We start from the raw sequence: 14,248 nt of genomic DNA on the forward strand, positions 1-14,248 counted from the left end.
GCTCAAGGAGCCACCGATGACTGACAAGCTGCAGCCGCCAAGCCCGGAAGAACTCGCGCCCATTGAGGCTGCGCCTGCCGTCGAGGAAGTGCCGCAGTCGAAGGCTGTGGACATGCTTCCGGACATCTCGCCCGAGGTCGCCCTCGACCTGCGCCACCGCGCCGACACCTGGGTGGGACACCTTGCCACGCTCAAGGCGAAGACGCCCGAGTACCTCGAGCAGATCCGCGCCATCCAGAACGTCGCCCGCGCCGAGATCCAGCAGACCTCGCAGGCTTCGAACCGCTTCCTGCAGACAAGCCTCCAGCAGGCAAAGGCAGCGGGCGGTCAGGGGCACGCCGCAGACGTCGCCCGCTCGCTCGTCGACCTCCGCAACAAGGTGGAGGAGCTCGCACCGAACAACCAGTCGTTCATGACAAAGCTCGCCCGCATGCTCCCCGGTGGCAAGCAGGTGCAGCGCTACTTCCGCCAGTACGAGTCGAACCAGGATCAGCTCAACCAGGTGCTCGTCTCGCTCGAGCGCGGCCAGGACACCCTCCGCAAGGACAACGCGGCACTCGCGATCGAGCGCAAGAGCCTCTGGGAGTCGATGGGTGAGCTCAAGAAGCTCGGCGCCCTCCTCACCGAACTTGACGCCGCCGTCGTCCGCAAGATCGACGCTCTCAAGGCTTCGGGTGACGTGCAGGCCGCGCAGGCGATGGAGTCGGATGTGCTCTTCGCGATCCGCCAGCGCCACACGGATGTGCAGACCCAGATGGCTGTCTGTGTGCAGTCCTACCTCTCGATGGACCTCATCCAGGACAACAACATCAAGCTCGTGGATGGCGTGGAGCGAGCGAAGACGACGACGATGACCGCCCTGCGCACTGCCGTCATCGTGGCGCAGGCGCTCGAGAACCAACGCATCGTGCTCGACCAGATCGACGCCGTGAACTCCACCACGAACGCGATGATCGACCAGACGAGCCAGATGCTGCGCGACAACACCGCTCGCGTCCAGGAGCAGGCCGTCAATTCGGGCGTCTCGCTGGAGACCCTCCAGCGCGCCTACGACAACGTGTTCGCGACGATCGACCAGATCGAGGCGTTCCGCGTGAACGCGAACAAGAACTTCGCGAGCACGATCGACAACCTCAATGCACAGCTCGAGCGTGCGAAGCCGTACCTTGAGCGTTCGCGCGAGAACGAGCTTGCCCGCGGTGAGGCAGGCCAGGCGCCGCAGATCGGTGGGGGACTCACTCCGCCGAGCCTCGAGGTCTAGGCCTTCAACACATCCCGACCGCCCCGTCGGATGAGCCAGTGCGCTGGCCGTTCACGGGGCGGTTGTGTCGTGCTGTTGCGGCTCGTACGACTCGGCTGATGCTCACCTGGAGGTTCTAGGTTGGAGGTGTGGGTGACGCACCCCGCGTTGCCCCAGGGCTGAGGAGCATTTCCTATGACTGATATTCGTAAGGTCACCGTTCTGGGCACTGGCGTGCTTGGCTCGCAGATCGCCTTCCAGACCGCCTACTGCGGCTTCGAGGTGACTGCCTTCGACATCAACGAGCAGGCGCTCGAGACGGCCAAGCAGCGTTTCGCTGGCCTCATCCAGGCCTACAAGGCCGACAAGTACCCGGGCACCGAGAACGGCCAGGCCGAGAAGGCTGCCGAGTCGATCCGTCTCTCGATGGACCTCGCTGAGGCTGTTGCCGACGCTGACCTCGTCATCGAGGCTGTGCCGGAGACCGTCGAGATCAAGAAGTCGACCTACGAGAACCTCGCCAAGGTTGCCCCGGAGAAGACCATCTTCGCGACGAACTCGTCGACGATGCTCCCGAGCACCTTCATGGAGTACACGGGGCGCCCGGAGAAGTTCCTCGCGCTCCACTTCGCCAACCACATCTGGCGCCTCAACACCGCCGAGGTCATGGGCACCTCGAAGACCTCGCCCGAAATCTTCGACACGATCGTTGAGTTCGCCGAAGAGATCAAGATGGTCCCGATCAAGGTCCTCAAGGAGCAGCCGGGCTACGTTCTCAACTCGCTCCTCGTCCCGTTCCTCAACGCCGGTGCTGGCCTCCTCGTGAAGGGTGTCGCCGACCCGGAGACGATCGACAAGACCTGGCGCATCGCCACCGGCGCACCGCTCGGCCCGTTCCAGATCTACGACATCGTCGGCCTCAACACCGCCTACAACATCTCGGCGGCCAACCCGTCGGAGGAGTCGCAGGCCTTCGCGAAGATGCTCAAGGAGCAGTACATCGACCAGGGCAAGCTTGGTCGCGCAACCGGCGCAGGCTTCTACACCTACAACGACTAAGGTCATCGAGACGGCGGCTCGGCATTTCCCGGGCCGCCGTTTTCTATGGCCCGCAGCGCCGCGTTCTGCCAAAGAACTGGCTAAACTCGTGGATTCTGGCCATTTGGTCGCCCGTTACCTGATATGTCTATAATGCGCCGCCCTTCGGGGCGACACTGTTGTTGATGTCGAAGAACTGGAAGCTTGTCTGTGACTCTCCCCGCTGAAACTGCACTCCGCGATCCGCTGCTCGCGGGTGGCCGCGCACACGAGCCGCGCACCCTCGTCGACATTTTCCTCGACACCCTCGCCACCTCGCCCGACGCCCGAGCACTCGACGCGGGCGGCGTCGTCCTGACCTACGAAGAGTTCCACGAAGCCGCAGCGAACGTCGCGGCATCGCTCGCAGAGCTTGGTATCGGGCGCGGAGACAAGGTTGGTGTGCGCGTTCCCTCCGGCACAGCAGACCTCTACGTCGCCATCATGGGCATCCTCCTCGCGGGTGCCGCCTACGTGCCGGTCGACAAGGACGACCCGGACGAGCGTGCCCGCACCGTCTTCAGCGAAGCCCACGTCGCCGCCATCATCACAGCCGACCTCGTCATCACCTCCCGCCTTGAGACGCCGCGCGAGCCGATCGAGGTGCAGGCGCCGCGTACTCTCGACGACTGCTGGGTGATCTTCACCTCCGGCTCCACCGGCAAACCGAAGGGCGTTGCCGTCACGCACCGCAACGGCGCCGCCTTCGTGGATGCCGAATCGACGATGTTCCTCCAGAACGCGCCCATCGGCCCGGGCGACCGCGTCATGGCGGGCCTCTCGGTAGCCTTCGACGCGAGCTGTGAAGAGATGTGGCTCGCGTGGGCGTACGGTGCCTGCCTTGTTCCCGCACCGCGGTCGCTCGTCCGCTCCGGCATGGACCTCGGCCCTTGGCTCGTCGCGAACGACATCACGATCGTCTCGACCGTGCCGACACTCGTCTCGCTCTGGCCGAGCGACGCACTCAAGAACGTGCGCCTGCTCATCCTCGGTGGTGAAGCCTGCCCGCCGGAGATCGGTGCCCGCCTCGCGAATGAACACCGCGAAGTGTGGAACACCTACGGCCCGACCGAAGCGACCGTCGTCGCGTGTGGCGCGAAGCTCACTGGTGAGACGCCGGTGCGCATCGGCCTGCCGCTCGACGGTTGGGACCTCGCCGTCGTCGATGCAGAAGGCAACCGCGTCCCCGAGGGGGAGAGCGGCGAACTCATCATCGGTGGCGTGGGCCTTGCCCGCTACCTCGACCCGGAAAAGGACGCCGAGAAGTACGCGCCGATGCCGACGCTCGGCTGGGAGCGCGCCTACCGCTCCGGCGATGTTGTCGTGAACGACCCCGCTGGCCTCATCTTCAAAGGGCGCGCCGACGATCAGGTGAAGGTCGGCGGCCGCCGCATCGAGCTTGGCGAGATCGACTCGGCGCTTCTGCAGCTCCCCGGCGTCATCGGCGCCGCTGCCGCAGTCCGCAAGACCACAAGCGGTAACTCACTCATCGTCGGCTACCTCACCGTCGACGACGCCTTCGACAAGGCTGCAAGCCTCGACAAGCTCCGCGCCGACATGCCAGCCGCGCTCGTCCCTCGCCTCGCCGTCGTGGATGACCTTCCCACCCGCACGAGCGGCAAGATCGACCGCAACGCGCTGCCCTGGCCGCTCCCTGAAGACCCGAGTGCCGACACCGGCGCGCTCAGTGAGACCGCGCAGTGGGTCGCGGGGATCTGGAGCGACGTGCTCGGCACGAAGCCCACCTCGCCGGACGAAGACTTCTTCGCCCTCGGTGGTGGCTCGCTCACCGCCGCACAGGTCATTGCTCGTGTGCGTGAACGGTACGTCACGGCAACGGTTGCGGACGTGTACGAACACCACACCGTCGGCCGCTTCGCCGCCTGGCTCGACGAGGTCGACACTCCCGCAGGCCGGCTCAACGAGCAGGTGTCGCCGGTGTCGAAGGGGACGCAGTTCCTGCAGATGCTCGCGCTCATCCCGCTCCGCACGATCACGGGCCTGCGCTGGCTCTTCTGGCTCGCCCTCGGACTCAAGGTCGCCGACTTCCTCGGCTGGGCACTTCCAGGTCAGCTCGTGCCGCTTGCGCCCTGGTGGCTGCTCGGCGTTGCCTGGCTCCTCCTCGTGTTCGCACCGGGACGCCTCGCGCTCTCGGCCCTCGCATCCCGCATCCTTCTCGCCGGGGTGAAGCCCGGCGCCTACCCGCGCGGCGGATCCGTGCACCTGCGAGTCTGGCTCGCCGAACACATCGCCGACGAACTCGGTGCTGGCCTCATCGCGGGTGCCGGCCTCGTGCGCTGGTACGCGCGACTGCTCGGATGCCAGGTTGGTAAGTACCTCGACCTCCACTCCATGCCGCCGATCACCGGCCATCTCAAGCTTGGCGACGGCTGTGCGATCGAACCCGAAGTTGACCTCAAGGGCCACTGGATTGACGGCGCTACCCTCCACCTCGGCACGATCGAGGTAGGCAAGGGTGCCCGCGTCGGCGCACGCTCGACGCTCATCGGCGGTGTGAAGATCGGCCGCGACGCCGAAATCGCGCAGGGCTCGACCGTGTGCGGCAAGGTGCCGGCAGGGGAGCGGTGGTCCGGATCGCCTGCCGTGCAGATCGGCGAGGCCCGCGGCCCCTGGGAGGCACGCCCGAAGCCGCGCTCCATCTTCACGGGCCTCTACGCCCTCACCGGCGTGCTCATCTCGCTGCTCCCGGTCATCGCGATTGGGGTCGCGCTCGCGATCCTCTGGATCCCGCTCCACACGACGACCACGCTCGCCGAATCCCTCGGCGTGACGCTCTCGTGGCCGCTCTTCGCCTGTGCCGTCGCGGGTTATGGATCGCTCATGCTCATGATCCTCGTGCTCGTGCGCCTGCTTGGCCTCGGCCTCGACGGCGGCCACCACCCGACGCAGGGCATCCGTGCACTCCAGGCCTGGGCGACGCTGCGCATCATGGATGAAGCCCGCACGTGGCTGTTCCCGCTCTACTCGGGCGTCGCAACCACGTGGTGGCTGCGCGCACTCGGTGCTGACATTGGCAAGGATGCGGAAGCCTCCACCGTCCTTATGATCCCGAAGCTCACACGCGTGGGTGCCGGCGCCTTCCTCGCCGACGACACCCTTATCGGTGGCTACGAGCTCGGCGGCGGCTGGCTCCGCATCGAACGCGTGAAAATTGGCCGCGGCGCCTTCGTCGGTAACTCCGGCATGACCGCCCCCGGCCGCAAAGTTCCGAAGAAGTCGCTCGTCGCCGTGCTCTCGGCCGCGCCGCGCCGCAAGAAGGCGAAGCCCGGCTCCTCATGGGTGGGTTCGCCTCCCGAGAAGCTGCGCCGCACCGCCAACGCCGTCGACACGAGCCGCACCTACGCGCCGCCCATGAAGCTGCGCCTTGCACGTGCCTTCGTGGAAAGCTGTCGGCCCATCGTGTGGCTCGTGCACCTCATCCTCCACGTGCTCGGCGCGAGCGCCCTCATATGCATCATCCAGTACTGGGGATGGTGGGCTGCTGCGGCGCTCTCGGGCATCGTGCTCCTCACCTTCGGCGTCATCGCCATGCTCGTCGCCGTCATCATGAAGTGGATCCTCGTGGGCCGCTTCACCGCATCCGAGCACCCGCTCTGGTCGTCGTTTGTGTGGCGTGATGAACTCGCCGACACCTTCGTCGAAGCGCTCGCCGTGCCGTGGCTCGTCGGCCACATCAGCGGCACGCCCCTCCTCAGCCTCTACTTCCGCCTCATGGGCGCGAAGGTCGGCAAGGGCGTCTGGTGCGAAAGCTACTGGCTGCCCGAACATGACCTCATCGAACTCGGTGACGGTGCGACGGTCGGCCACGGCTGTGTCGTGCAGACGCACCTGTTTCATGACCGCGTCCTCGCAATGGACACGGTGAAACTCGGCCCGGGCGCAACGCTCGGCCCGAACTCCGTAATCCTCCCCGCAGCTTCCCTCGGCCGCCACGCAACGGTCGGCCCCGGCTCCCTCGTCATGCGCGGCGAACAGGCGCCCGACAAAACCCGCTGGGTCGGCAACCCCATCGGGCCGTGGATTGAGGACGAGGACTAGGCTGGAGACTTGGCTTACTCGACGAGCGTGAACGGAGCACAGATGCATTCGCCGGACCCTTACCTTCCCGGTCACGGCGATAGCCGCTACCGCGTGCTCCACTACGACCTTGAGCTCAACTACAAGGTCGCCAGCAACCGCCTCGACGAGCGCGCCACCCTCGACGTTGAGATCCTCGAGCCGACGAGCAAGATCGCGCTCGACCTCTACGGGCTCACCGCCGACAAGGTGCAGCTTGACGGGCAGCGTATCAAGTTCCGCCACAACCAGCGCCGCCTCAACCTGGACATCGGACACCACGACGCGGGTGAGCGGTTTGTCGTCGATCTGCGCGTCTCCGGTAAGCCTCGGCCTGTGCCTGGTGCCCATGGCGAGGCGGGCTGGGAGGAACTCACGGCAGGGTCCATGGTCGGTTCGCAGCCGCAGGGCGCTCCCGGCTGGTTCCCGTGCAACAACGACGCCGCGAACAAGGCCACGTACCGCATCGAGGTGATTTGCGATGCCAACTACACGGTCATCGCGAACGGTTCCCTCGGTTCGATGGTGCGCGTCGGTGGGGCGAAGCGGTGGATCTACGACATGAAGTACCCGATGTCGCCGTACCTCGCGACGCTCCAGATCGGGAACTACGCGATCAAACGACGTCCTGCGCGAAAGCCGGTGGAGATCGTCGCGCCCGTCGGCCTCAATGTGGGGGCCGGGACGGCGTTCGCACGCCAGGCAGAGATGCTCGACTTCTTCAGCGAAGTGTTCGGGCCGTACCCCTTCGACGAGTACCGCGCCGTCATCGTGGGTGACCCGCTCGAGATCCCGCTCGAGGCGCAGGGGCTCAGCTCCTTTGGCTGCAACTTCGTCTCACCGACCTGGGACCACGAACGTCTCGTCGCGCACGAACTCGCACACCAGTGGTTCGGGAACAGCGTCACCTCGACGACGCTCAGCGACATCTGGCTCCACGAAGGCTTCGCCTGCTACTCGGAGTGGCTCTGGTCGGACTACCGTTCGGCGAGCGTTGCCGGTGTGCAGAGCGTGCAGCAGCAGGTGGCGCGCCACTACCCGACGCTGCGCTTCAAGCCGCACGGGCTCACGCTCGTCGACCCGGGTATGAAGAACATGTTCGACGACTGGGTGTACAAGCGCGGTGCGATTACGCTGCACGCCATCCGCTGCGTGCTCGGTGACAGCGTGTTCTTCCGGATGCTGCAGGCCTGGACCCATGACTACGCGTACCAGACGGTGACGACGGCCGACTTCATGGCGCACTGTGAGCGCTTTGCGGGGCCGCGCGCCGAGCAGCTGCGGGCCGTCATGGAGGCGTGGCTCTTCTCGCCGGAGCTTCCGCCCATGCCCGTCCTTGCTCGCTAGGGCCGTCGCGCTCACGTCGGTGGTCTCGATACACCGGGCTACGCCCGGCGCCGCCGAATCGAGTAGGGTGCAGCCCCTTTCGAGATCTCGACCACCTCAGTAGGAGACGACCATCTCTGGTGTCGGGCCGAGTACGGCGATGGCGGCGCACCAGTCGGGGCCGAGCGTGAGGTCCACGATGGCGCCAGTGGGGCCTTCGAGGATGTGGCCGGAGGTGTCGAGGTGGACGCATCGTGGATCTGTCGCAAGGCCCGTGCCGTGCGCCTTGAGGAGCGCCTCCTTCCGCACCCACAGTCGGAGCATCTCATCCGGCGACGAAGGATGCTCATTGCGATGGAGCGCCACCTCGGCAGCACTCGCGACCTCATCCCGGCGGGAGGAGGGCTCCACGTCAACCCCGACCGGCGCCTCACAACACACCGTGATGAGGCTCATGCCCGTGCCTCTGGCATGTGAGAGCGACACGTGGGGGAGTGCGCCATCTCCGTGAAGGACCGGTCGTCCGTGCTCGCTGCTCCCGCAGCTCGGGCACGCGTGCGTGAGGCGTGCGCTACTCGGGGCGCCGTGCTGCACGGCCAGCGCAACAAGTGCTTCGTGAACAGTCTCACGCGGGACGAGCCTCACATGCACAAGCGGCGCGGTCATGGCCTCAGCGTATCCGTCGGCACACGACTTGACGGTTCTCTAGTTCTATGGTTCATTAGTCATGTAAGGAACTAAAGGAGAGGGGGTGGAGGAGTGACATGGTCGAATTCACCGGCTCGGAACCGATCTACGTACAGATCGCCCGCGATCTCCGAGAGCAGATCCTCACCGGATCACTGCCTGAGGGAGCGCAAGTCATGTCCACCACTGCGTACGCCACGACGTACCGCATCAACCCGGCCACCGCCGCAAAGGCCTTCGCCCAGCTCGTCGACGAGGGGCTCCTCGAAAAGCGACGCGGCGTCGGCATGTTCGTCACCTCTGGTGCCCGCCAGCAACTGCGCGACGGGGGCCGAACCGACTACCGCAACACCGTCCTCAAGCCGGCGCTCAGCAAGGGCCTCGCCCTCGGGCTCACGGCGGAGGAACTCACTGAACACGTCACCGACGCCATCCACGAACTTCAGGAGGAATCACGATGATTCAGCTCGATGGAGTCACCAAGCGCTACCGCGGCCAGAGCGAATCGGATGCCGCGCTGCAGCCGCTCAACCTCACGATCGAGCCCGGCTCGATCACCGGCATCCTCGGCCCGAACGGCTGTGGCAAGACAACGCTTCTGCGCATGATCGCCGGCCAGCTCGAACCGAGCGCAGGCACCATTCGCGTGAACGGTGCCGCGACCACGACCGACGAACGCGTCGCACGCTGCGTCATCGCACATGAAGGCAACAACTTCGGCGAGATCAGCATGAAGGAGGTGCTCGGCTTCGCTCGCCTTCGCCCGGGCTGGGATGAAGAGCTCTACCAGCACTGCGCGCGCCGCTTCGACCTCCCAGAACGGGGCAAGGTCGAGAAGCTCTCGCTCGGCAAGCAGTCCGGTTTCGCGGCAGCGCTCGCCCTGGCGAGCATGGCACCCATCGTCATCCTCGACGAGGTCCACGCCGGTATGGACGTCCCGACCCGCTACGCCCTCTACGAAGAGATCATCACCGCGAACGCGGAGCGCGGCCAGACCTTCCTTATCTCGACGCACCTCGTCGCAGAACTGGACCGTGTCATCGGGCACCTCGTCGTCCTGAACCGCGGCATGGTGCTGGCGGATGAGGCAGCCGACGACTTCACGGCCCGCTTCGTCACCGTCACAGGCTCGACATCGGCCGTTCGTGAAGCAGTCCAGAACCGCCGCGTCCTCGCCGAGCGTGCACTCGGCCCGACCCTCGAGGTCACACTCGATGGTCCGCTCCCGGCAGACATCCTTGAACGAGGACGACTCGTGAGCGCCCCACTCACGATGCAAGACGCCTTCGCGGCACTCATTCAGGAGGCAGGACGATGAGCACAACCACTTCGGCACAGCAGAACAACATCCACAACCTTGCGCCGGTGACACCGCCGATCGCTGCGATGGTGAAGTGCCTCCTCGTGCGCTTCATGTCCATCGTGTGGCTCATCGCCAATGCTCTCGTGCTCGTGCAGCTCTTCGTCTTGGACTTCCTGTTCACGAGCGACGGTGGGGCAGCGCAGCCCGACATGCAGGCCGGGCGATTCTCGGTCGGCATGGCGATCGGTCTGTTCGCGATCTCGATCTGGTTCGGCACGGACCTTGACCGGATGGGAGCGCTCGCGGGCATCGGCCGACGTGGTCAGCTGACGATCACGATCATCGTCGAGAGTGTCTCGATCGTCATCGGCCTCCTCACGGCGCTGGCCTGGAACCTCATTGCCCAGCTGGGTAGCGATGCGGGATCCGAGCGACTCGGCGTGATGCCCTGGGATGCGGGGCAGCTCTGGGCCATCGCACTGCTCCTCATCGTGGCCGCCGCGGCAGGTGTCTTGACCGGATGCCTGTACCGAAGCCTCCATTGGGCGGTCGCCACGTTCATCGGCATCCTCATCGTCTGGCCGATCGCGATCGACGCCATCTTCAACGCGATGGTGCGTGACCATGACGCGTTCGGCTTCGGAGGAACCATCACGGGTGTCAGCAGCTTCCTCGAATGGTTCTTCAGCAACGGACACCTCATCGCCCCCTGCGGGCTACTCATGATTCCGATCGCGGTGATCATGCTCCTGCGCTCGCCCATTCAGCGATATCGCTAGGGGAATTCAACGCGAAGTACACGGTCCGTTCGGCCAGCGTCTTGTTCGCCGGACGGACCTTTTCGCTACTCCTGTCAGAGTCCACGGCAACATGCTGTGGTCAGACGGCCGGTGGGAGCGGGGGGAGGAGAGGCCCTGGCCTCGGCTATACTTGACCCTCACATCTCCGGGAGACCCTCGGATGCACCACCTCACCACCGCTTGAAGCCGCACCACCCCCGCGACCTCCAGGCCAAGCAACACCGTCGTTGCGCTGAGGAATCCACCACGCGCTGCCCGCGCGTCCCCGCATCCCTGCACCGGAGGACCCATGTCGACCAGCACCGCTGGCACTTCGGCCACCCCACGCGCCGAAACCACAAAACAGAGCGAGACCTTCTCCTCGCGCAACATCTTCATCCTGTCCGCGATCGGCTCCGCCGTCGGCCTCGGCAACATCTGGCGCTTCCCGTACGTCACCTACGACAACGGCGGCGGCGCGTTCATGATCCCGTACCTCGTCGCAATCCTCACCGCGGGCATCCCCCTGCTCTTCTTCGACTATGCCCTCGGCCACCGCTATCGCGGCTCAACGCCGCTCACCTTCCGCCGCATCGCCAAGTGGCTCGAAGGCTTCGGCTGGTGGCAGGTCGCGGTCTGCTTTGTCATCGCGGCGTACTACGCGGTCATCATCGCCTGGGCCGTCATGTACATGTTCTTCTCGTTCAACCAAGCCTGGGGTGATGACGCGAAGGGCTTCCTCTACGACTGCTTCCTGCACTTGCAGGCGGATGTGACCACGGGCTTCACCTTCGTGCCCGAGGTCCTCATCCCGCAGCTTGTCGTGTGGGCTGTGACGATCGGCATCCTCGCCTTCGGCGTGAGCAAGGGCATCGCCCGCGCGAACCTCATCTTCATGCCGCTGCTCGTGGTCATGTTCGTCATCCTCGTCGTGCAGTCACTCTTCCTCCCGGGTGCACTCGACGGCCTCAACTCACTGTTCACCCCGAACTGGGAAGCACTCGCTGACCCAGGCGTGTGGGCTGCCGCCTACGGCCAGATCTTTTTCTCGCTCTCGGTCGGCTTCGGCATCATGGTCACCTACTCCTCGTACCTCGAGCGCAAGACCGACCTCACCGGCTCCGGCTTCGTGGTTGCCTTCGCCAACTCGAGCTTCGAGTTGCTCGCCGGTATTGGTGTGTTCGCCGCCCTCGGCTTCATGGCCCACGCGAGTGGCACGAGCGTCGATGAGGTAGCCACCGGCGGCATCGGCCTCGCCTTCGTCGCCTTCCCGACCCTCATCTCGCAGGCACCCTTCGGTCCGCTCATCGGCGTCCTCTTCTTCGGTTCGCTCGTGTTCGCTGGCCTCACCTCGCTCATCTCGCTCGTCGAGGTGGTCATCGCTGCCGTCCGCGACAAGATGAGCCTCGGCCGCCTGCAGGCGACCTTCGTCGTGGGTATTCCGCTCGCGGCCCTCTCACTCCTGCTCTTCCCGACGACGACGGGCCTGTACCTGCTTGATGTTGTGGACGAGTTCGTGAACAAGTTCGGCATCCTCGCCGGTGCCCTCGCCACGCTCATTGCCGTGGTTCTCATCGCGCGGAAGCTGCCGCTGCTTGCACGCCACATCTCGCGCGTCTCGTCGATCTCGGTCGGCAAGTTCTGGATGCTCCTCGCGGGTGTCATCTCGCCGCTCGCGCTCACCTACATCCTCGTGACCGAGATCATCACGAAGGTGACGAGTGTCTACGGCGACGGTGATTACCCGGTCGAGTTCGTGAACATCTACGGCTGGGGGATGGCGCTCGCGCTCATCGTGGTCGGTGCCCTCATCTCCCTCATCCCGTGGAAGCAGGGAGTCGTCACGGATGTGGATGAAGACACCGAGGACGAACACTTCACCAACGCCATGACGGGGGAGATCCCCGTCGAACAGGCCGACGACGAGCGTGAGGAGGTGCGCGCATGACCCCCGAAGCCATCATCATGCTGCTGGTGTCCACTGGCGTGCTCTGGGGCGGCCTGGCTGGCGCCATTGCCAACCTCCGCCGCGCTGGCCGCGACGACTAGCGATCATCGACAGCACGCGCGGGTCCTGAACCACCTCAGGGCCCGCGCGTGCTGCGTCTTCGCACGGATCGGTTGACGGTTCTGACAAGACTTCTGGGCGCACGCACGGTGGCGGCTACGCTCGCCCCATGGCCAGCCTCATCCTCTACGCAAGCAAGTACGGTGCGACCAAGTCGATCGCGGAGCGCATTGCCGCTCGGCTCACGGAGCTCGGCGAACAGGTCGAGCTCAAGCCGTGTGCTGAGGCTCCCGAATCCTTCGCCGGCTATGAGCGAGTCATTGTTGGATGCTCGATCTACGTCGGCACGTGGTTCAAGGACGGCGCGGTGCTCCTGCGCAAGCGCGGGGACGACCTCCGTCAGGCTCGGGTGTGGGCCTTCTCTGTGGGAGGCAACGAAGCCCTCTCGGATGACGCACGCAAAGCGGTCGCCGAGATTGAGCCGGTTGAGCACGAGTACTTCCGCGGCGTCGTCGACCACTCCGAGGTTGGCTTTGTGGAACGTCAGCTCATCAAGATCGTGGGTGGCACGTTCGGCGACTTCCGTGACTGGGATGCGATCGACGCCTTCGCGGACCGCATCCACGCGCACGCCGCGTAGTACATCGCAGCACCGCAGCTGAATCGGTCACGCGACCGACGCGAATGTCGGTGGTCTCCGGCAGACTGGCAGAGCAACCCCACTCCGGAAGGACCACCGTGCCAGAACTGCTCATCATCTTTGGATCGTTCGTCTTCGTAGCGATCGTCATCCTGCTCTTCGTCATCCTGCCGCTGAGCTTTGTCGTGACGAAGCAGGCGACGAACAAAATCATTGAGCGCTTCGGCAAGTTCGTTCGGGTGGCGCACCCGGGTCTGTCTATGAAGATTCCCTTCATCGACTCGGTGGCAGCCACAATCGACCTCCGACTCCAGCAGCTCAATGTGCTCGTCGAATCAAAGACGAAGGACAACGTTTTCGTGAACATCCCCGTCGCGGTGCAGTTCCGCCCGCTGCCGGACCGTGTCCGCGAGGCGTACTACTCGCTCTCGGCGCCCGAGGAACAGATTCGCGCCTACGTATTCGACACCATCCGTACGACGCTCGCCGACCTCAGCCTCGACGAGGCCTACTCCAACAAGGACGCCATCGCGAACGACATCGAGGCTCGTCTGCAGCGTCAGATGGCCCAGTACGGATATCAGATCCAGAACACTCTGGTTACGGACATTTCCCCGACGGATCCGCGCGTGCGCGAGTCAATGAACCGCATCAACGCCGCCCAGCGCGAACGTGAGGCGGCCAGCGCTGAGGGTGAGGCCGTCAAGATTCGTGCCATCAAGGCAGCAGAGGCGGAGGCTGAAACGAAGCGCCTGCAGGGTGTCGGTGTGGCCAGCCAGCGCAAGGCCATCGTTGAGGGTCTCGCCGAGCAGTACCAGGTGCTCCGCGCGATCGGTATTGACGAGTCGCCCGAGCAGCTGCTCATGATGACGCAGTACTTCGACACGCTCCGAGACATTGGCACGCAGTCCCGCTCGAACACGATTTTCGTGCCGTCAAACGCGGGCGGTCTTGCGAGCTCTCAGGACGAGATCCGCAACACGCTCCTCGCGATTCACGCGCAAGAGGGTGCGCCGCTCGCGCCGCAGCAGCCGCAGCGTCAGCACCCACAGCAGCAGCCGCAGCAGCGCTAGACACTGAACACGTCATCGGGCAGCGTCACAATCCAAGT

12 protein-coding genes are annotated in these 14,248 nt (G+C 65.1%); 11 read left to right on the forward strand and 1 reads right to left on the reverse strand.

Annotated elements, in window-relative coordinates; all coding sequences use genetic code 11:
* Positions 1-16 precede the first annotated feature (16 nt).
* From ZAL01S_RS00790 to ZAL01S_RS00805, 4 genes are all read left to right on the forward strand, one after another.
* Positions 17-1,261: a toxic anion resistance protein gene (locus tag ZAL01S_RS00790; RefSeq protein WP_066078303.1), complete on the forward strand. Its 1,245-nt coding sequence runs from the start codon at positions 17-19 to the stop codon at positions 1,259-1,261.
* 174 nt (positions 1,262-1,435) lie between these two features.
* Entirely contained in the window at positions 1,436-2,299 is an 864-nt protein-coding gene (locus ZAL01S_RS00795; RefSeq protein WP_066078306.1) for a 3-hydroxyacyl-CoA dehydrogenase, read from the forward strand.
* Between the two features lie 189 nt (positions 2,300-2,488).
* The gene (locus ZAL01S_RS00800; RefSeq protein ID WP_244875282.1) at positions 2,489-6,376 is read left to right on the forward strand and encodes a Pls/PosA family non-ribosomal peptide synthetase; all 3,888 of its coding nucleotides are present in this window, start codon (positions 2,489-2,491) and stop codon (positions 6,374-6,376) included.
* Between the two features lie 9 nt (positions 6,377-6,385).
* Positions 6,386-7,741, forward strand: a complete 1,356-nt coding sequence (locus tag ZAL01S_RS00805) for a M1 family metallopeptidase (RefSeq protein ID WP_159421525.1) — start codon at positions 6,386-6,388, stop codon at positions 7,739-7,741.
* A 96-nt stretch (positions 7,742-7,837) separates the two neighbouring features.
* On the opposite strand, the gene ZAL01S_RS10190 is transcribed toward ZAL01S_RS00805, so the two are convergent.
* Complete coding sequence (locus ZAL01S_RS10190) at positions 7,838-8,176, reverse strand: 4'-phosphopantetheinyl transferase family protein (protein ID WP_159421526.1); 339 nt, start codon at positions 8,174-8,176, stop codon at positions 7,838-7,840.
* Between the two features lie 308 nt (positions 8,177-8,484).
* On the opposite strand from ZAL01S_RS10190, the gene ZAL01S_RS00815 reads away from it, so the two are divergent.
* The 7 genes from ZAL01S_RS00815 (at position 8,485) to ZAL01S_RS00840 (ending at position 14,210) form a co-directional block, all read left to right on the forward strand.
* Entirely contained in the window at positions 8,485-8,868 is a 384-nt protein-coding gene (locus ZAL01S_RS00815; RefSeq protein ID WP_066078317.1) for a GntR family transcriptional regulator, read from the forward strand.
* Positions 8,865-9,725, forward strand: a complete 861-nt coding sequence (locus ZAL01S_RS00820) for an ATP-binding cassette domain-containing protein (RefSeq protein ID WP_066078320.1) — start codon at positions 8,865-8,867, stop codon at positions 9,723-9,725. Before ZAL01S_RS00815 ends, ZAL01S_RS00820 begins: the two co-directional genes overlap by 4 nt.
* Positions 9,722-10,489: a hypothetical protein gene (locus ZAL01S_RS00825; protein ID WP_066078323.1), complete on the forward strand. Its 768-nt coding sequence runs from the start codon at positions 9,722-9,724 to the stop codon at positions 10,487-10,489. The genes ZAL01S_RS00820 and ZAL01S_RS00825 overlap by 4 nt, the downstream gene beginning before the upstream one ends.
* Positions 10,490-10,799: 310 nt before the next feature.
* Positions 10,800-12,437 (forward strand): sodium-dependent transporter, encoded by a 1,638-nt coding sequence (locus ZAL01S_RS00830; RefSeq protein WP_066078325.1) that lies wholly within the window; start codon positions 10,800-10,802, stop codon positions 12,435-12,437.
* A complete protein-coding gene (locus tag ZAL01S_RS10055) occupies positions 12,434-12,538 on the forward strand; it encodes a MetS family NSS transporter small subunit (protein WP_110467096.1) in 105 nt (34 codons plus the stop codon). The genes ZAL01S_RS00830 and ZAL01S_RS10055 overlap by 4 nt, the downstream gene beginning before the upstream one ends.
* 128 nt (positions 12,539-12,666) lie before the next feature.
* On the forward strand, positions 12,667-13,137 hold the full coding sequence (locus tag ZAL01S_RS00835) for a flavodoxin domain-containing protein (protein ID WP_066078328.1): 471 nt from the start codon (positions 12,667-12,669) through the stop codon (positions 13,135-13,137).
* Positions 13,138-13,235: 98 nt separating this feature from the next.
* A complete protein-coding gene (locus tag ZAL01S_RS00840; RefSeq protein WP_066078329.1) occupies positions 13,236-14,210 on the forward strand; it encodes an SPFH domain-containing protein in 975 nt (324 codons plus the stop codon).
* Positions 14,211-14,248: the final 38 nt, after the last annotated feature.

It is taken from the genome of [Zimmermannella] alba NBRC 15616 (assembly GCF_001570905.1).
Classification (GTDB): Bacteria; Actinomycetota; Actinomycetes; order Actinomycetales; family Microbacteriaceae; genus Pseudoclavibacter; species Pseudoclavibacter albus.